Annotated in this window: 15 protein-coding genes and 1 pseudogene; 9 read left to right on the top strand and 7 right to left on the bottom strand. The window is 75.5% G+C overall.

Annotated features, from left to right (window positions below; genetic code table 11):
- Positions 1-38: 38 nt before the first annotated feature.
- A complete protein-coding gene (locus K304_RS29260) occupies positions 39-1,562 on the bottom strand; it encodes an FAD-dependent oxidoreductase (protein WP_078529166.1) in 1,524 nt (507 codons plus the stop codon).
- A gap of 117 nt (positions 1,563-1,679) precedes the next feature.
- Here K304_RS29260 and K304_RS0115290 point away from each other — a divergent pair, with 117 nt between their 5' ends.
- A complete protein-coding gene (locus tag K304_RS0115290) occupies positions 1,680-2,285 on the top strand; it encodes a TetR/AcrR family transcriptional regulator (protein ID WP_027764455.1) in 606 nt (201 codons plus the stop codon).
- 52 nt (positions 2,286-2,337) lie between these two features.
- On the opposite strand, the gene K304_RS0115285 is transcribed toward K304_RS0115290, so the two are convergent.
- Both K304_RS0115285 and K304_RS29255 read right to left on the bottom strand, forming a co-directional pair.
- Complete coding sequence (locus tag K304_RS0115285; protein WP_027764454.1) at positions 2,338-3,204, bottom strand: alpha/beta fold hydrolase; 867 nt, start codon at positions 3,202-3,204, stop codon at positions 2,338-2,340.
- 281 nt (positions 3,205-3,485) lie between these two features.
- Positions 3,486-5,246 (bottom strand): annotated as a pseudogene (locus tag K304_RS29255) (DEAD/DEAH box helicase); the annotation flags it as partial.
- A gap of 304 nt (positions 5,247-5,550) precedes the next feature.
- Between K304_RS29255 and K304_RS0115275 the strand changes: the two are divergent.
- Positions 5,551-6,297: a ferritin-like fold-containing protein gene (locus K304_RS0115275; protein ID WP_027764453.1), complete on the top strand. Its 747-nt coding sequence runs from the start codon at positions 5,551-5,553 to the stop codon at positions 6,295-6,297.
- Between the two features lie 46 nt (positions 6,298-6,343).
- On the opposite strand, the gene K304_RS0115270 is transcribed toward K304_RS0115275, so the two are convergent.
- From K304_RS0115270 to K304_RS0115255, 4 genes are all read right to left on the bottom strand, one after another.
- Entirely contained in the window at positions 6,344-6,622 is a 279-nt protein-coding gene (locus K304_RS0115270) for a hypothetical protein (protein WP_311671942.1), read from the bottom strand.
- 193 nt (positions 6,623-6,815) lie between these two features.
- Entirely contained in the window at positions 6,816-7,043 is a 228-nt protein-coding gene (locus K304_RS0115265; protein WP_037790613.1) for a DUF3107 domain-containing protein, read from the bottom strand.
- Between the two features lie 152 nt (positions 7,044-7,195).
- Complete coding sequence (locus K304_RS0115260) at positions 7,196-7,816, bottom strand: TetR/AcrR family transcriptional regulator (protein WP_027764450.1); 621 nt, start codon at positions 7,814-7,816, stop codon at positions 7,196-7,198.
- 240 nt (positions 7,817-8,056) lie between these two features.
- Entirely contained in the window at positions 8,057-8,281 is a 225-nt protein-coding gene (locus K304_RS0115255; RefSeq protein ID WP_027764449.1) for a hypothetical protein, read from the bottom strand.
- Positions 8,282-8,449: 168 nt separating this feature from the next.
- Between K304_RS0115255 and K304_RS29250 the strand changes: the two genes are divergently transcribed.
- The 7 genes from K304_RS29250 to moeZ all read left to right on the top strand — a co-directional run bounded on the left by K304_RS29250 (position 8,450) and on the right by moeZ (position 18,115).
- The gene (locus K304_RS29250) at positions 8,450-9,439 is read left to right on the top strand and encodes an alpha/beta fold hydrolase (protein ID WP_051308490.1); all 990 of its coding nucleotides are present in this window, start codon (positions 8,450-8,452) and stop codon (positions 9,437-9,439) included.
- The gene (locus tag K304_RS29245) at positions 9,439-10,935 is read left to right on the top strand and encodes a DUF3152 domain-containing protein (RefSeq protein ID WP_051308489.1); all 1,497 of its coding nucleotides are present in this window, start codon (positions 9,439-9,441) and stop codon (positions 10,933-10,935) included. Before K304_RS29250 ends, K304_RS29245 begins: the two co-directional genes overlap by 1 nt.
- 191 nt (positions 10,936-11,126) lie before the next feature.
- Entirely contained in the window at positions 11,127-13,082 is a 1,956-nt protein-coding gene (locus K304_RS29240) for a DUF3492 domain-containing protein (protein WP_078529162.1), read from the top strand.
- Positions 13,079-15,040 carry a hypothetical protein gene (locus tag K304_RS32185; protein ID WP_078529160.1) on the top strand — a complete coding sequence of 654 codons (1,962 nt, stop codon included), beginning with the start codon at positions 13,079-13,081 and terminating at the stop codon, positions 15,038-15,040. The genes K304_RS29240 and K304_RS32185 overlap by 4 nt, the downstream gene beginning before the upstream one ends.
- A 133-nt stretch (positions 15,041-15,173) precedes the next feature.
- A complete protein-coding gene (locus K304_RS0115230) occupies positions 15,174-16,097 on the top strand; it encodes an NAD-dependent epimerase/dehydratase family protein (RefSeq protein WP_027764448.1) in 924 nt (307 codons plus the stop codon).
- Entirely contained in the window at positions 16,085-16,840 is a 756-nt protein-coding gene (locus tag K304_RS0115225) for a spherulation-specific family 4 protein (RefSeq protein ID WP_027764447.1), read from the top strand. The genes K304_RS0115230 and K304_RS0115225 overlap by 13 nt, the downstream gene beginning before the upstream one ends.
- A 96-nt stretch (positions 16,841-16,936) precedes the next feature.
- On the top strand, positions 16,937-18,115 hold the full coding sequence (gene moeZ, locus K304_RS0115220) for an adenylyltransferase/sulfurtransferase MoeZ (RefSeq protein WP_027764446.1): 1,179 nt from the start codon (positions 16,937-16,939) through the stop codon (positions 18,113-18,115).
- Positions 18,116-18,199: the final 84 nt, after the last annotated feature.

Below are 18,199 nucleotides of genomic sequence, written 5' to 3'. Positions count from 1 at the left end.
CATCCGTGGCTGGGGACCGGTCGTGCTCGGCGGCGCGCTCAGGCGGCCGTCTCCGTGGCGGGCGTACCCGTCCAGGTGTTCAGGGCCGCGCGCAGCGACGTCTCGTCGGCGGCGCCGCCCGCCCAGGCGACGTACCCGTCCGGCCGGACCAGCAGCCGCAGGCCGCGCCCGTACACCCCGTACGCCGCCCCGTCGCCGCGGCGGACGACCGTGACGCCGTGCTCCTCGGCCGCGGGCGACCCCTCGCCTCCCGGGGTCACGAGGACGAACCCGCCCCCGCGCAGGGCCTGGTAGAGCCGGCCGGTGGCCAGCGGCAGGTCCGGCACGCGGGTGCCGGTGAGGCGGTGCGTGCCGCGCTCCCGGCCGTAGGCGATGCCCACGCCGGAGACCGTGCCCATCGCCCGGTCGGCCAGCGGACCGGCCGCGGACACCAGCCGGGACACGGCGGCCCGCAGCGCCCGCGTCGCCGGTCGGTGCGCCATCGCGAGGCGGACCAGCGCGCCGCTGCTGCGCAGCACCGTGCGGCCGACGGGGTGGCGCTCGGCCTGGTAGGTGTCCAGGAGGTGCTCCGGCGCGCGGCCGCGGACCACTGCGGCCAGTTTCCAGCCGAGGTTGGCGGCGTCCTGGAGGCCGGTGTTCATGCCCTGGCCGCCGGCGGGGGAGTGCACGTGTGCGGCGTCCCCGGCGAGCAGCGCCCGGCCCACCCGGTAGGCGGGGGCCTGCCGTTCGTCGCTGTGGAAGCGGGAGAGCCAGCGTGCGTCGTGCATGCCGTGGTCGGTGCCCAGCGCACGGCGCGCGATCTCCCTGACCTCCTCCAGGTCCAGGGGCACGTCGTCGTCGACCTGGCGGTGGCGGCTCCAGCCCATGATCCGGTACCAGCCGTCGCCGAACGGCACCAGCCCGGCGAAGGTGTCGCCGACGCCCCGGATGGTGAGCACCTCGTCCGGCTCCTCGGCGAGCCGGACGTCGGCCAGCACGAGGGAACGGATCACCGACCGCCCGGGGAACGGCAGGCCGAGCGCACGCCGTACCGCGCTGCGGTGGCCGTCCGTGCCGACCGCGTACGCGGCGCGCAGCGTGCCGCCCGCGCCGAGGGAGACGGTCACGCCGTCGGCGTCCTGGGTGAGCCCGCCGACCTCGGTCCCGTACCGGAAGCGCACCCCCGCGGCCGCGGCGCGGCGCTCCAGCAGCCGTTCCACCTGGTACTGCGGGGTGATCAGCAGGAACGGGAACCGGCTGGGCAGCCGGGACAGATCCAGGTCGAGCCGCCGGAAGAGGCGGAGGCGGGTGAGCCGGGAGCCGGTGGCGACGAGTGCGTCCGCCAGCCCCCGCGCGTCGAGCTGCTCGAGGGTCCGGGCGTGGACCCCGAAGGCGCGGCTGAGGTTGCTGAGGCCGGGCGGCCGCCGCTCGACCAGGGTGACGTCGACGCCGGCTTCCGCCAGGTCGCCGGCGAGGAGCAGGCCGGTCGGGCCCGCGCCGACCACCACGACGTCGGTGCGCTCGGGGTGGTCGATGCGGCCGGTGGGGCCGGGGTTCCGCGTGGGGTGCTGGGCGTGCGACATGTGCGCCTCCCGGGGGCGTCGGGCGAGCGTGCCAACGAGTGTGTGCCAACGCTTGTTGATGTCAGTACAGCGCGCGGTCCTGGCGTTGTCAACATGTGTTGGCCTACGATTGTTGGCATGACGGAGAAGCCCGCCGGCACACCGGCCACGACCACGGCGTCCACCACGGCTCCGCGGCGTTCCGACGCCACCCGCGCCGCGATCCTGCACGCTGCCCGCGACCATTTCGCGGCCGACGGCTACGAGCGCGCGACCATCCGCGCCATCGCACGGGACGCGGGCATCGACGCGTCCATGGTGATGCGGTACTACGGCAACAAGGAGGGCCTGTTCGCGGCCGCCTCGGAATTCGAACTGCGGCTCCCGGACCTCGCCGCAGTGCCGCGCGAAGAGGTCGGCGCGGCACTCGTCGGGCACTTCCTCGCCCGCTGGGAACAGGACGGGACGCTCACCGCCCTGCTGCGTGTCGGCGTCACCAACGAAGCGGGCGCGGCCCGCATGCAGCACATCTTCCGCGAGCAGCTCGGACCCGCGGTCGCCCGGGTGTGCCCGGTGCCCGGCCAGGCGCCGCGGCGCGCCGCCCTCGTCGCCGCGCAGATCCTCGGCATGGCGCTGGCCCGCTACGTGCTGCGGCTGCCGCCCGCCGCCGCGATGAGCCGGGACGAGGTCGTCGCCTGGCTCGGGCCCACCGTGCAGCGCTACCTCACCGCCGACGCGCCCTGAGCGTGCCGGCGGGAACTCTCCTCGGCCCTGCCGTCGCCCGTCCCGCCGCCCGTCAGCGCGCGGGGACCGCCCAGCCGGCCAGCAGGGCCTGCGCGGTCTGCTGCGGCTGGTCCGCGTTCGGCGAGTGCTCGGCGCCGGTGATCACGGTCCGGCGCGCGCCGATCGCCGCGGCCAGCGCGTCGATCTGCGGTACCGGCCAGGCGTAGTCCAGCTCCCCGGACAGCACGTGCACCGGCATGCCGTTCGCGGCCAGTTCCGTCAGCTCCGCCGTGCGGTCCGGCTCGGTGAGCAGCTGCTGCGCGGTGGCGATCAGCTGTTCGGGCACGTTGGCCAGCCAGCGATGGTGCAGGAACTCCGCCACCGCCGGGGGCGTGAGGTCGTCCGCCGCCTCCGGCGGGTCCAGCTCCCGCATCGCCCGCCAGACGTCCTCCATCTCCATCACCGGCAGCGCGCCGAGCAGCATCTTCAGCCGTGACTGCTGGGCCGTGCAGACGGCACCGGGACCGCTGCTCATCAGCGTCAGCGAGGCGAACGGCGTGCGGTCGCGGAACACGGCGGCGCGGGCGATCAGGCCCCCGAGCGAGTGCCCGACCAGGTGCAGCGGGTACTCCGCCTTCAGCGTCTCGGCGACCGCCAGGACGTCGGCCGCCAGCTCCTCCGGGGCGTACGCGCTCTCGTCGCACGGTCCGCCCGTCTCGTACTGCCCGCGCCCGTCCACGGCGACCACGCGGTATCCCTCATGAGCCAGCGGCTCCAGAAGGCCGATGAAGTCCTCCTTGCTGCCCGTGAAACCGGGGATCAGCAGGGCGGTGCCGCGGGTGGCGGAGCCCATCTCGTGGACGGCGAACGGGCCGCGTGCGGTGGGGAGCCGGTGCGCACGGGCACCGTGGGGGAGTTCGAGGAGGGGCGGTCGGCTCATGCCGTGACGCTACCGCGTGTGCGGTGCCCCGGCGAGAACCGCGGGGCGCGTGCCCGGCCGCCCCCGGGGCCGCCGCACCGTGAGGCGCGGAAGGGCGCGCCGGAGCGAACAGAGCCCCGGCCCGACGGTTCACGCAGCCCGGCGCGGCGGAGTGGCCGGCCGGCACGATGCCGCACCGGACGCACACGCGCCGGGCGGGCTCGTGCGAGCCCGCCCGGCGCGGCACCGACCGGTCGGCCGGGCAGGGCCCGGCCGACCGGTCAGGGGGTTCAGCTCTCCGCAGCGGAGGCGGATCCGCCGCGGGTGCGACGGCGACGACGGGGCTTGGCGGCCGCGCCGCCCTCCGCCCCGCCGGACGCCTGCGGCGCCTGAGCCGGGGCTTCGGCGACGGCGCCACCGGCTGCCGTTGCCGCACCGCTCCGGGTGCGGCGCCGCCGCCGGGGCTTGCGGGCCGGGCCCTCGGACGGACCCTGGCCGGGTGCCGCCGCCGGAGCCGCGGCCTCGGCCGCCGCCGCGTCGAGGGGCTGCCCGCCACGCGTGCGCCGGCGCGGCCGCGACTTCCGCTCACGGCTCGGACGCTCGGTGGCGTCTCCGCCCGGGCGGGCACCGCCGCGACCACCGCGGCCGCCGCGCGGCCCGGTCTCGCCGAGGTCTTCGATCTCCTCGGCGGCGAGGCCGGCCCGGGTGCGCTCGGAGCGCGGCAGGACGCCCTTGGTGCCCTCGGGGATGCCGAGCGCCTCGTACAGGTGGGGCGAGGTGGAGTAGGTCTCCTCCGGGTCCGGGAAGGACAGCTCCAGCGCCTTGTTGATCAGCTGCCAGCGCGGGATGTCGTCCCAGTCGACCAGCGTGACGGCCGTACCCGAGTTGCCCGCGCGGCCGGTACGGCCGATGCGGTGCAGGTACGTCTTCTCGTCCTCGGGCGTCTGGTAGTTGATCACGTGCGTGACGTTGTCGACGTCGATGCCGCGGGCCGCGACGTCGGTGCAGACCAGCACGTCGACCTTGCCGTTGCGGAAGGCGCGCAGCGCCTGCTCGCGGGCACCCTGGCCCAGATCGCCGTGCACGGCGCCGGCGGCGAAGCCGCGGCGGGTGAGCTGCTCGGCGATGTCGGCCGCGGTGCGCTTGGTGCGGCAGAAGATCATCGCCAGGCCGCGGCCCTCGGCCTGGAGGATGCGGGCGACCATCTCCGGCTTGTCCATCGAGTGCGCGCGGAAGACGTGCTGCTCGGTGTTGGCGACCGTGTGGCCGTGGTCGTCGGGGGCGGTGGCCCGGATGTGCGTGGGCTGGCTCATGTACCGGCGGGCGAGGGAGATGACCTGACCCGGCATGGTGGCCGAGAACAGCATCGTCTGCCGCTTCGCCGGCAGCAGCTGGATGATCTTCTCGACGTCCGGCAGGAAGCCGAGGTCCAGCATCTCGTCGGCCTCGTCGAGGACGAGGGCCCTGACGTGCGACAGGTCGAGCTTGCGCTGGCCGGCCAGGTCGAGCAGGCGGCCGGGGGTGCCGACGACCACGTCGACGCCCTTCCGCAGCGCCTCGACCTGCGGCTCGTACGCCCGGCCGCCGTAGATGGACAGCACGCGGACGTTGCGGACCTTGCCCGCGGTGAGCAGGTCGTTGGTGACCTGCTGGCACAGCTCACGGGTGGGAACGACCACCAGCGCCTGCGGCGCCTCCGTCAGCTGCTCGGGCTTCGCCCGGCCCAGCTCGACGTCGGCGGGGACGGTCACGGTCTCCAGGAGCGGCAGCCCGAAACCGAGCGTCTTGCCGGTACCGGTCTTCGCCTGGCCGATGACGTCGGCGCCGGCGAGCGCGACCGGAAGGGTCATCTCCTGGATGGGGAAGGGGGACGTGATGCCGACGGCCTCGAGGGCCTCGGCGGTCTCGGAGAGGATTCCGAGCTCTCGGAACGTGGTGGACAGGATGCTTGCCTCTTCTGTGTGACGCGAGGCGAGGCGGCACCGGTGGGGCCCGGTGGAGCGAGGCGGGTCAGTACCGTGCCCGGTTGCGGCGGGGGCCTTCCTGCGGCCTGGTCCACCGATCGGCGCGGGACCACTAGCTCATCGCTCTGGCGCTCATCTCGCGCGAGCGGTCCCTCATGGAACATGGCCGGTGCTCGGTGCACCCAGCCACGTGGAGGGCTTGTCGGGTCGGAGCCGATCGGGCCACCGACCGGGCATCCGCGATATGCGTCGGGCCCACCGTGTCCGGCGGGCTCCTATAGCACTGTACCCCGGATCCGTGCAGGTGTACCGGGGCGACGGGTGTGTACGACTTCACACCTGCGGTCGCCGGACCGGGGCTGCGGGGTTCCGGTCCTGGTGGGGAGGGCTATCGTGCTGGGCTATGGAGACGCCCGACACACACACCGACGCCGCCGCCGGCGACGCCGCGGCCACCGGCATCGCCGCGCAGAGCTGGGAGCAGGCCTCCGCCGACCCGCAGTACCGGGCCGCCGTCGTGGACCTGCTCGGCGCCCTGGCCTACGGGGAGCTGGCCGCCTTCGAACGGCTCGCGGAGGACGCGAAGCTCGCACCGACCCTGGCGGACAAGGCGCAGCTCGCGGCGATGGCGTCCGCGGAGTTCCAGCACTTCGAGCGGCTGCGGCAGCGGCTGGCGGAGATCGACGCGGACCCGACGCAGGCCATGGAGCCGTTCGCCGCGCCGCTCGACGAGTTCCACCGGCTCACCGCGCCGTCCGACTGGCTGGAGGGCCTGATCAAGGCGTACGTCGGCGACTCCATCGCCTCCGACTTCTACCGCGAGGTCGCGGCCCGGCTGGACGCGGACACCCGCGCGCTGATGCTCGCGGTGCTGGACGACACGGGCCACTCCGGCTTCGCGGTCGAGAAGGTGCGCGCCGCGATCGACGCCGACGGCCGGGTGGGCGGCCGGCTCGCGCTGTGGGCGCGGCGCCTGATGGGCGAGGCGCTGGCGCAGGCGCAGCGGGTCGTCGCCGACCGGGACGCGCTGTCGACGATGCTCGTGGGCGGGCTGGCCGACGGATTCGACCTCGCGGAGGTCGGGCGCATGTTCTCCCGCATCACCGAGGCCCACACCAAGCGGATGGCCGCCCTCGGTCTCGCCGCGTAGCGCCCGCCTGTCCGGGGCGGCGGACCGCCGCCCCGGACACCGGAGTTCAGGGGATACGGGGTGCGGCCGTCGCGCGCGGGGCGGGGCGGGCGGAGCGCCCGTGGAGGAGCGAGAGCATCGCCACGCTCACGGCCGCCGAGATCACCAGGGCGAGGCCGAGGTTCCCCGGGCCCATCACCGCGTAGGCCACCAGCCCGCCCACCAGTCCGCCGCCGGCACCGGTCGGCAGCACCAGGCTGCGTTGCGGCAGCCGCCCGGAAAGCCGGTGTGCCGCGGCCCATGCCAGGGCCAGTCCGACGATCGCCGAGCCGAGTGCGTACGCCACCACGGGACCTCCCGAGCCGTTGGTGCGGAGCCGGTCGATCCGGTCCTACCCTCGCCGCGCAGAACGTGAAACTGCTGTGAAGGTGAACATCGGGCGTACGGGCGGAGAACCGGCGCCCGCATACACACGTGTGGGGTACGGGAGTCAACTCCCGTACCCCACAAGGTGTTCGGAGTGTGCCCCGGACGCGTCGTCAGAGCGCGCCGAAGCCGACCTTCCGTCCGGCCTGCTCGCCGATCTCGACGTAGGCCACCTTGTCGGACGGCACCAGGACCCGGCGGCCGTGCTCGTCCTCGAGGGAGAGCAACGTGCTGTTCTTGCCCAGCGCGGCCTCCACGGCGGCCTGGACCTCCTCGGCGCTCTGCCGGCTCTCGATGACGATCTCGCGGGGCGCGTGCTGCACGCCGATCTTGACCTCCACGGCCATGTCCCTCCGACGGTCGGGGTGCGCGGACAGCCGCGCCGTACGCAGCACAGATTAGCTCCCCCGGGCATCCCGCCGAGGGCCCCGCCCGCATGCCGACAGCGAACACCGGGGCGCAGCCCGGCCCACGTGGTGAGCCCGCTGCGGCCTCACTGCATGGGGAAACCGGCGATGCCGCGCCAGGACAGCGACGAGATCAGGCGGGCCGCCGCGTCGCGCGGGATGCGCTGGCCGGCGCCCAGCCAGTACCGGGCGGTGATCTGCGCCATCCCGCACAGGCCCACCGCCAGCAGCATCGCCTGGTCGGAGGGCAGTTTGGTGTCCTCGGCGATGATCCCGCAGACGGCCTTCGCACAGTCCAGGCTCACCCGGTCCACGCGCTCGCGCACGGCCGGTTCGTTGGTCAGGTCGGATTCGAAGACCAGCCGGAACGCGCCGCCCTCGTCCTCGACGAAGCCGAAGTAGGCGTCCATCGTGGCCGCGACCCGCTGCTTGTTGTCGTGGGTCGACTCCAGCGCGTTGCGCACCTGCTGGAGGAGCGCGTCGCAGTGCTGGTCGAGTAGCGCGAGGTAGAGGTCGAGCTTTCCGGGGAAGTGCTGGTAGAGCACCGGTTTGCTGACGCCCGCGCGGTCCGCGATGTCGTCCATCGCCGCGGAGTGGTAGCCCTGTGCGACGAACACCTCCTGGGCGGCGCCCAGGAGCTGGTTGCGTCGGGCCCTGCGCGGCAGGCGCGTGCCGCGGGGGCGCGCCTCTGCTGCTGTCTGCTCGATCGTCACGCTCGCCTCCCTGGTGCCTCCCCGGCCGGGCCAGGGGACTGCTGCTTCTCCGCGCGGTGCGCGCCGAGACCGCCATCGTACTTTCGGGTAACCCGGGTCCGCGCTCCGCAAGCGCACATTCTCGCTCAGCGCAGGCTATCGGGACACCCTCTGGCCGCAGGGCGGGGCGAGAGGCGCCCGCACGGCGATCGCGCCGCCCCGGCCGCCCGGCCCGGGGAGCGCCGCGGAAGCGCCTCAGCGGTACTCGTCCTCGTTCACCTCCACCACACGGGCCTGCTCGGCGGCGTCCGCCGGGTCCACCTCGTCGGAGCCGCGGCCGGTCATCGGCTCGCTGCGCTGCCGCAGCAGATCGGCCTGCTGCTCCGCGGCGTCCGCCTCGGGCGCCTCGAACTCGGCTCCCTCCGGCTCCTCCTCGTAGACGTCGTCGAACGTTTCGGGATCGGTCGGGTCGACAGACATGTGGGCTCCCCTTTCCGGTGCGGGCGTCCCGCAATCTGCTCCAGGCGGGTGCAACCGCTGCGGGACGCGACCGGTTCCGGCCGGTTCCCCGCGGTATGTCGTACGGGTCCCCGCAGCAGTGACGGCGAACACATGGGTACCCGCGTGATCGTCTCGTAACATTGCTCCATGTCGTCGACCGAGCAGCCGGATCTGCGTACCGCCGTCCCGCACGCGATCCCCGACCTGAGCGGGCCGCACGTCCACGAGGGGGAGACGCTGCGCGACGTCTCCCTCGCCGGTCTCACGCTCTCCGTGCGCGCCCGGCCGCCGGCGCGTCGCGGGCTGCCGCCCGCGCTGTATGTGCACGGTCTCGGCGGGTCGTCGCAGAACTGGTCCGCGCTGATGCGGGAGCTGGCCGGGCACCTCGACGGCGAGGCCGTGGACCTCCCCGGCTTCGGAGGGTCGCCGCCGCCGGACGACGGCGACTACTCCGTGTCCGCGCACGCCCGCTCCGTGGTCAGACACCTCGACGCGTCCGAGCGCGGCCCGGTCCACCTGTTCGGCAACTCCCTCGGCGGCGCGGTCACCACCCGCGTCGCCGCGATGCGTCCCGACCTGGTGCGCACGCTCACTCTGGTCTCCCCGGCGCTGCCCGAGCTGCGCCCGCAGCGCACCGCCGTACCGACCGCGCTGCTGGCCCTCCCGGGGGTGACGTCGCTCTTCGGCCGCTTGACGAAGGACTGGACGCCGGAGCGCCGCACCCGCGAGGTCCTGGCCCTGTGCTACGGCGATCCCGGCCGGGTGGCGCCCGAGGACTTCCAGGTCGCGGTGCGGGAGTACGCGCGCCGGCTCGAACTCCCGTACTTCTGGGACGCGCTGACCCGTTCGGCGCGCGGGCTCGTGAACGCCTACACTCTCGGCGGTCAGCACTCCCTGTGGCGCCAGGCCGAGCGGGTGCTCGCCCCGACGCTGCTCGTCTACGGCGGCCGCGACCAGCTGGTCTCGTTCCGCATGGCGCGCCGGGCGAGTGCCGCCTTCCGTTCCTCCCGGCTGGTCGCGCTGCCGGAGGCCGGGCACGTGGCGATGATGGAGTACCCCGACGTGGTCGCGCGGGCCTTCCGCGAGCTGCTGGCGGAGACATCCGAACGGAGCGAGCAGGCAGTGAAGGGAGCGTAGTGGGACGCCACAGCCGCAAGCGGAACGCTCCGCCGGAGACCCCGGCCCGGACCGTGGCCGAGGCCGGACCCGTGGTGGGTGCCCAGCCCTGGGCGACCGGTGGTCCGGACGGTGCCGCAGCCGCCCGGCCCGCGCCGCCCCCCGGCTCCTCGGGCCCCGCACCGTTCGCGTCCGGCTCCGTGCGCCGTCCGGCCGTGCCCCGGCCCTACCCGGGCGAGCGTGGCCCGGCGGGAGTCCCCTATCCGGGCCCGGCCGCGTACGGCACGCCCCCCGGCGGGACGCCGCAGGCGCGCGGCGGTCACCCGCAGCACCGCGAACCCGGCGGCGCCTGGGGCGACGGCCCTGCCACCGGCTCCACCCCTACGGTCGGACCGCCGCGCTCCGGCGGTCCCCGGCCCGGCGCCCCGCGCAGCGGAGCGGCGCCCGGCCCGCGGGACGGCCCGCGCCAGGACTATCTGGACGCCTTCGACGACGACGTGTTCGTCGGCGGCTCCGCGTCGCGCTCCGCACCGCCGCCCGAGATGCCGGGCCGTCGGGCCTCCGGTGCCGCCGGCGGTGGCCGCGGCGCCCCGCCGCCCCGCGCCGAGGACCCGTGGGACACCGCGTCGCCGGGCCCCGACGGCGACCACGAAGGCGACGGAGACCACGACGACGATCCGGAGACCGGGCCGCAGCGCGCCCGCACCAAGGGCCGCACGTTCACCGGCGTGGCCGCCGCAGCGGTCACGACCGTGCTGGCGATCGTGGTGGCCGGCCAGGTCACCGGTCTGGAACAGCGGCGGGACGACCGGGCCGCCGCCGGAGCGGGCGAGGCCCGCGGCGACGACGGTGAGTCCTCCCGCCGTGCGCCGCGCCCCACGCCGTCCGACACGCAGGCCGCCCGTCCGCTGACCTACGCGGAGCGGATCGCCACCGTCCTCCCCCTGGACCCGGACCTGCACGGCACCGGCGAGTTCAGCACCGTGGAGGGCCGGGAGGAGGGCGACGGCCGGGGCGAGGTCGTCCGCTACCGCGTCGAGGTGGAGAAGGAACTCCCGCTCGACACCGAGCTGTTCGCCGAAGCCGTGCACCGCACGCTGAACGACGACCGCAGCTGGGCGCACGACGGCGCGCGCAGCTTCCAGCGGGTCGCCTCCGACGGCGCCGACTTCGTCATCACCCTGGCCAGCCCCGGCACCACCGGCGCATGGTGCGCCAAGTCCGGCCTGGACACCACGGTGCAGAACGTGTCGTGCGACTCCGCGGCAACCGACCGCATCATGATCAACGCCTGGCGCTGGGCGCAGGGTTCGGAGACCTTCGGCGACGACCGCATCCGCGAGTACCGCGAGATGCTGGTCAACCACGAGGTCGGACACCGGCTCGGGCTCGGACACCGCTTCTGCGGGTCCGACGGGGCCCTCGCGCCCGTGATGATGCAGCAGACCAAGACCCTCACCACCGGTGCCGCCACCTGCCGTCCGAACGCCTGGCCGCACCCGGAGAAGGACGGCTGACCGGCGCACAGCGTGCCTCGGCGAGACCGTTGAACGCGTAAACGTCCGGAAAGTCACGGCCGTTCACCCCTTCCGGTGGTGCGACGGACAACCGTCCGTCGTAGCCCCCCGTGTCGCGCATACCGTCGTCGGCGTCACATCCACCGCATCCGACGCGGTGGCCCACTCGTCGATCGGCCGGGGGTGCGTTCGTGCGCGTTGCACTGCTTACGGAGGGTGGTTACCCCTTCGCGCGTGGTGAGTCGGTGCTGTGGTGCGACCGGCTGGTGCGAGGGCTGGGCGGACACGAGTTCGAGCTCTACGCGCTCAGCCGCAGCCCGCGCCAGGAACAGGCCGGCTGGTGCGACCTGCCGCAGAACGTGCGGCACGTCCGCACCGCCCCGCTGTGGGGCGAGCCCCCGGCGCACGTCGCCTGCGCCGAGGGCGCCGCCGCCCGCGGCGTCACCGGGCGCCGCGAACGCCGCCGCTTCGCCGAGTGCTTCGCGGAGCTCGCCGCGGCGATCTGCACCCCCGCCGCAGACGGAGACGAGCCCGACCGGGCGGACCGCACCGGCCCCACGGCGGCGGAACGCTTCGCCGCCGGTCTGCACGGACTCGCGGACCTCGCCCGCGACCACGGCGGCCTGCCGGACGCGATCCGCTCCGAACTCGCCGTCCGCGTCCTGGAGTCCGCGTGCCGCGCGCCGGGCGCGCTGCGCGCCGCGCACGCCGCCCAGGTCTCCGACCTGCTCGCCGTCGTCGACCGGCTGGAACGTGCCCTGCGCCCGCTCTCCCTGGACTGGCTCGACGAGGGCCCCGGCAGCGCCGGCCTGGGCGACGCCGACCTGTGCCACGCCGTCGGCGGCGGCCCCGCCGCACTCGCCGGGCTCCTCGCCGCCCGTGCCTACGGCACGCCCCTGTTGATCACCGAGTACGGGGTCCGGCTCCGCGAGCACTACCTCGCCAGCACCCCCCTTCCCGCGCAGGCGGGCGGCGTCGGCCCCGGCGGCGCGACGCCCGGCGTCCGGCCCGACGCCGCGCGGCAGCCCGTGCGGGCGCTGCTCGCCTCGTTCCAGGGCCGGCTGGCGCACGAGGCGTACGCCCGCGCTCAGCTCATCACCCCCGGCAACACCCACGCGCGCCGCTGGCAGGAACGCTGCGGCGCCCGCCGCGAACGGCTCCGCACCGTCTACCCCGGCATGGACGCCGAGCCGTTCACCGAGGTCGGCGAGGCCGTGATGGACGTCCCCGCGGGCGGCAGCGACGGAGACACGCCGGGCCGCGGCGGCCGGTCCCGGCCCACCCTGCTCTGGGTCGGACGGGTCGAACCGGCCAAGGACCTCGTCGCTCTGCTGCACGCCTTCTCCGAGGTGCGCCACGCACTGCCCGGCGCCCGCCTGCGCATCGTCTCCACCGGACTCGGCACCGCACCCGACGCCGCCGCCTACGCGGCGCACCTGCGCGCGCTCGCCGCGCACCTGTTCCCGGACGAGGCCGCCGACACGCACAGCGTCGGGGAGAGCCCCGTGGCCTTCGAGGAGATCGGCGGTCCCGTCGCCCCCACTCTCGCCGACGCCTACGCCGGCGGCACCGTCGCCGTCCTCTCGAGCGTCGTCGAAGGCTTCCCCGTCTCGCTGGTGGAGGCGATGTTCTGCGCCCGCGCCACGGTTTCCACCGACGTCGGCGCGGTGTGCGAGGTCATCGGCGGCACCGGCCTGGTGGTGCCGCCCCGCAACCCCCGCGCCCTCGCCGACGCGTGTCTCGCGCTGCTCCGCGACCCCGCCCGCCGCACGCGCCTGGGCGCGGCGGCGCGTGCCAGGGCGCTCGAACTGTTCACCGTCGAGCAGAACGTCGAGGCGTTCCGCGGGATCTACCTCGAACTGATGTCGCGCAGCACGCGCGCCCCCGCGGCTCTCGACACCGACGGCGCGCCGGTGCCGTTCGCGCAGCCCGCCGAGTCGCACGTCCCCGGCCGCTGGGCCAGCACCGTCAGACCCCCGGCGGCGCTCGCGTCCGCGACCGCCTCGCCCCGCCCGGCCGGAATGCGCCCGCCCGCGCACGCCCGGCCGGCGCAGACCGCCACCGTCCACGGCCCGAGCTGGGCCCGGCACGCCGCGTCCGGTACCCCGGCCGTCGGTGTCCGGCCCGGCCAGGAGGACCCCGCATGACGTCCCGCCATCCGCACCGGCGCGCCCCCGAGGGCACGCCTCCACCGTCCGGGCCCGACCGGAGGCGCGCCGGCCCGCCCGGGCAGGCCGAGCCCGCGGAGCCCGTCGCCCCCGTCAACCCGGGGGCGTGGGACACCCGTTCGTGGACCCTGGTCGACGACGTCGACGGTCCACCCGCCGAATCCGGCCCCGAGCCCCTCGACTCCTGGCGTTCCGAGGGGGGTGCGGGGGCCACCCCGGGATCGGGAGACCAGGTGGTGTGGCCGGAGGCCGGGCATCCCGCGTCGGCCGCGCTGGACGCGGAGGGCGTGCCGCTCGCCGAACCGCCCACGGGGCCGCTGCACGCCCTGGACGGCCCGCCGCCCCGTCGTCGTGCGGCCGCGACACCCACCCGGGCCCCCCGCCCCGCGCCGCCCGCCCCCGAATCCCGCCTCCACACCGGCGCTTTCGGGCCCGCCCAGCCGGCCGAGGCCGCCGCCCAGCCGGCCGAGGCCGCCCAACCGCCTGAGTCCGCTGAGCCCGCCGCCCCCCGGCCCCCCTCCGCCGCCCCGCGGGCCCCCCGGGACGACTCCGCGCCCCGGAAGCCGGGAGGGCCCGCACCCGGTGTACGGGTCTCGGGCCGCCGGGCACCCGCCCCGGACGCCGGCGCCCGCCCGCCGTTCGCGGGCGAGCCGGGCCGTGCCGACCGCGCAGGGGTGGCGCCCGCCGCCGACGCGGCAGCACCGTCCGACGGCATGACGTCCCGCGCGGACGGCGGGCGGCGCGGGGCGTCGGCGGATCCCGTGCGGGAGCTGATGCACCGCCACCGGGCTCTGTGCGAGCGGGCCGTCGACCCGCTGGAGATCGCCGCCGGACTGGAGGCGCACGGCATCACCGACCGCACCGCCGCCCGCTACCGGCACCGCGACGTGTTCTCCCTCGCCGAGGAGCTGTACGTCCGGGTGCCCCGCGCCGAGGACGGGGCCGTCGCGGATCCGTCGGCCGACGGATCCGGGCCGCAGAAGCCGCGCCGGGTCCGGGCGGCGGGCCGCGGGCTCAGTCACCTGCTGCCCGGTGTGCTCTGCGCCGCCACCGTCGTGGGGCTGACCTACGTGCCGCTGGAGCCGCCGTACGCCCGGCCCGCCGTGGGGACGCTCGGCGGACTCGCGGTGCTCGCCGCCGTACGCCTGTCGCTGCGCGGCGTGCCGCGGACGCGCACCGCCGCGCTGTGGGCCTGCTGGCTGCTCGGCTACGTGCTGTACGGCGACTGGCTGCTGACCGAGCTGCTCGCGGGCGGGGCGGGCGTCGGGCGTCTCCTGCCGGCGCTCGCGTGTCTGTGCGTTCCCCTGGCCCTGGCGTTCGGCGTCGCGCCGGCGGCCTGGTCCGCGCACCTGTTCGCGGCGCGGGCCCGGCGGAGGCTGGCGGGCAGCCGCAGCCTCGGCGACTTCGCCGCGGGCGTACGGCCGTTGCTGCTGCTGACGGTCGGCCTCTTCGCCGTCGCACTGTCGGCCGTGCAGGCCGCCGCTCACCTGCTGGTGCGCGGCGCGGCGGCCCCGCACGCCACCCACGCTGCCACGGCGGCGCTCGGCGTGCTGCTGTTCGTGGCGCTGCTGCTGAGCCGCCACGGTTTCCCCCGCGCCGCTTCGGGCGGGCTGGCCGCCGCCTGCCTGCTGATCGCCGCCGCACTGGGCACCGTGCTGGCGGCCCGGCTGCCCGGCGCCGCCGCCGTCGGACGGCCGGTGGAGCAGGCCGTCGCGGCGTACGGCCCGACCGTCGTTCCGGCGGCCGCCTGCGCGCTGGCGGCCCTGGCGCTGCTGGCGTACGGGCTGCGTGCCCTGACCGGCGCGTCCGCGCACCAGCGGCCCGCCGCCCGGGAGGCGTCCGGCCGCCTCCCCCGCCAGGGGCCTGCGCCGGGTCCGGCGCCGACGGGCGTGGAGCCGGATCCGCCCGGCGACCGCCTCGCCCGGCAGGCCCGGTGACCGCCGCCCCGCCCCGCCTCCGGCGGCCCTCCCGACCACCCCACTGCGCACGCACGTGCACGACACCGACAGGAGCTCCACCGATGACCGCATCCGAGTCCCCCGGAACGACCCGCCACGAGGAGGCCGCACGATGAGAGTGCTGCTGATCGGTGCGCACGGCTACCTCGGGCGCTACGTCGCCGACCGGCTGCTCGCGGACCCCGCCGTGCAGCTGACGGCGCTGGGCCGGGGCGACGAAGCGGACGTGCGCTTCGACCTGTCCTCCGGAAGCCCGGGGGCGCTCACCCGCTTCCTCGACGCCGTCCACCCCGGCGTCGTCATCAACTGCGCCGGCGCCGTGCGCGGCGGGGCACGGGAGCTGACCCGGCACAACACCGTCGGCGCCGCCACCGTGTGCGAGGCGCTGCGCCGCAGCAGTTGCAGCGCCCGGCTGGTGCACATCGGCTGCGCCGCCGAGTACGGCCCGGCGCAGCCCGGGAGCTCCACGAGCGAGGACGCGCTGCCGCGCCCCGGCGGCCCGTACGGGGTGAGCAAGCTGGCCGCCACCGAACTGGTGCTGGGCTCCGGCCTGGACGCCGTGGTGCTGCGGGTGTTCTCCCCGGCCGGGCCGGGCACACCGGCCGGTTCGCCGCTCGGGCGGCTCGCCGAGGGCATGCGCCGCGCCCTGCAGCAGGGCGACAGCGAGCTCAAGCTGCCCGGCCTCGCCGTGCAGCGCGACTTCGTCGACGTCCGGGACGTGGCCCGTGCCGTGCACGCCGCCTCCCTGTCCGCCGCACAGGGCGTGGTCAACATCGGCACGGGTCGCGCGGTGCGGATGCGGGACGCCGTGTCCGTGCTGGCGCGGGTCGCCGGCTACGCCGGCGCCGTGCACGACCTGGAACCGACGGTGCCCGGCCCGAACGGGGCTCCGGCCGCCTTCCCCTACCCCGACGGCTGCGGACTGTGGCAGCAGGCCGACGTCCGCACCGCCCGCGACCGGCTCGGCTGGCGGCCCCGCATCGGCCTGGAGGAGTCGCTCGCCGACATCTGGATGGAGGCGGCATGCCGCATCTGACCACCCCGGGGACCCCCGCCGCGACCGAGGCCCCGGCGGCCCGCATCGGCCTGGCCGCGCCCGGCTGGGCCCATCCGATGCTGGCGCCGCGCGAGTGGCGGGGGCCGGCCCGTGCCGAGGCGCCGCCGCTGCACTGGGCCGTGCTGAACGTGGGACGCGGCCCCGGCGCCCGCCCCGACCCGTACTGCCTGGCCGCGGCGGCGCGGCTGCGCGAGGCCGGCACGCCGGTGCTCGGCCACCTGGAGCTGCGGCAGGGGTTCCGGCCGTTCGCCGAGCTGGTCGCGGACGCGCGCCGCTTCCTGGACTGGTACGGCGTCAGCGGCTTCTACCTGGCGCGCTGCCCGTCCGACCCCGCCCATCTGCACGAGACCCGCCGCACCACCCGCACGCTGCGGGCCCTCAGCGACGGCGGGCTCCTGGTCCTCGGCCACGGCACGCACCCCTACCCCGGGTACGCCAAGCTCGCGGACCAGCTCGTCACCTTCGAGGGCGGCTGGCCGGACTACCGCTGGTCGCAGGTCGCGGAATGGACGGCGGACCATCCACCGGAGCGCTTCTGCCACCTGGTGCACGGCGTGCCGGGCACGCATCTGGAGGAGGCGCTGCGCATCGCCCGCTGGCAGGGCGCAGGCACCGTCTACTTCACCGACCGCGGCACCGGCGGCGGCGTCAGCCCCTGGGAGTCGCTGCCCGGCTACTGGGACGAGATCGTCTCGCGCCTCGGTACGGGTGTCTCGGAATGAGACGGCGCGTGGCAGTGTTACCGGAGGAACGAACGTCCGTCCGGCGCCCGGCGCCCGGGCGGTCACCATCCACCGACCACCTTTGCTGAGGTCTTCGTGTCGCTGCCACCACTGGTCGAGCCGGCTGCCGAGCTCACCGTCGACGAGGTCCGCCGGTACTCCCGTCATCTGATCATCCCGGACGTCGGGATGGAGGGTCAGAAGCGGCTCAAGAACGCCCGGGTCCTGTGCGTCGGTGCGGGCGGCCTGGGCTCGCCCGCGCTGATGTACCTCGCCGCGGCGGGCGTCGGCACGCTCGGCATCGTCGAGTTCGACGAGGTCGACGAGTCGAACCTGCAGCGCCAGATCATCCACAGCCAGGCCGACATCGGCCGTCCCAAGGCCGAGTCCGCCAAGGACACCGTGCTGGGCATCAACCCCCACACGAAGGTGAACATCCACGAGGAGCGCCTGGACTCCTCGAACGTGAAGGAGATCTTCGCCGACTACGACCTGATCGTGGACGGCACGGACAACTTCGCCACCCGCTACCTGGTCAACGACGCCTGCGTGCTGCTGAACAAGCCGTACGTGTGGGGCTCGATCTACCGCTTCGACGGCCAGGCGTCGGTGTTCTGGAGCGCGCACGGCCCGTGCTACCGCTGCCTCTACCCCGAGCCCCCGCCGCCGGGCATGGTCCCGAGCTGCGCCGAGGGCGGCGTGCTCGGCGTGCTGTGCGCGTCGATCGGCTCCATCCAGGTCAACGAGGCCATCAAGCTGCTCGCCGGTATCGGCGACCCGCTGGTCGGCCGGCTGATGATCTACGACGCCCTGGAGATGACCTACCGCCAGGTCAAGGTCCGCAAGGACCCGGACTGCGCCGTCTGCGGCCCGAACGCGACGGTCACCGAGCTGATCGACTACGAGGCGTTCTGCGGCGCCGTCTCCGACGAGGCCCAGCAGGCCGCCGTCGGTGCGACGATCACCCCGAAGCAGCTCAAGGAGTGGATCGACGACGGGGAGAACCTCGAGATCATCGACGTCCGCGAGCCGAACGAGTACGAGATCGTCTCCATCCCCGGCGCCAAGCTGATCCCGAAGAACGAGTTCCTGATGGGTGACGCGCTCGGCGAGATGCCGCAGGACAAGCGGATCGTCCTGCACTGCAAGACGGGTGTCCGCTCCGCGGAAGTCCTGGCCGTGCTGCAGAGCGCCGGCTTCTCCGACGCCGTGCACGTCGGCGGCGGCGTCATCGGCTGGGTCAACCAGATCGAGCCGGACAAGCCCGTCTACTGACCGGGCCCGGCGCCGGCCCCACCCCTGGCACCGGGCCCCGGCGGACCCGGCCTCGCAGCAGAACGGCGCCGGGCGGACCCGTAC

Source organism: Streptomyces sp. CNS606 (genome assembly GCF_000426325.1).
This window is presented reverse-complemented; position numbering and strand designations above follow the sequence as displayed.

Coding starts and splice junctions, on each gene's coding strand:
- K304_RS29250 (WP_051308490.1), top strand. CDS start 8,450: ATGTCGTCGACCGAGCAGCCGGATCTGCGTACCGCCGTCCCGCACGCG.
- K304_RS29260 (WP_078529166.1), bottom strand. CDS start 1,562: ATGTCGCACGCCCAGCACCCCACGCGGAACCCCGGCCCCACCGGCCGC.
- K304_RS0115275 (WP_027764453.1), top strand. CDS start 5,551: ATGGAGACGCCCGACACACACACCGACGCCGCCGCCGGCGACGCCGCG.
- K304_RS0115290 (WP_027764455.1), top strand. CDS start 1,680: ATGACGGAGAAGCCCGCCGGCACACCGGCCACGACCACGGCGTCCACC.
- K304_RS0115230 (WP_027764448.1), top strand. CDS start 15,174: ATGAGAGTGCTGCTGATCGGTGCGCACGGCTACCTCGGGCGCTACGTC.
- K304_RS0115255 (WP_027764449.1), bottom strand. CDS start 8,281: ATGTCTGTCGACCCGACCGATCCCGAAACGTTCGACGACGTCTACGAG.
- K304_RS32185 (WP_078529160.1), top strand. CDS start 13,079: ATGACGTCCCGCCATCCGCACCGGCGCGCCCCCGAGGGCACGCCTCCA.
- K304_RS0115285 (WP_027764454.1), bottom strand. CDS start 3,204: ATGAGCCGACCGCCCCTCCTCGAACTCCCCCACGGTGCCCGTGCGCAC.
- K304_RS0115225 (WP_027764447.1), top strand. CDS start 16,085: ATGCCGCATCTGACCACCCCGGGGACCCCCGCCGCGACCGAGGCCCCG.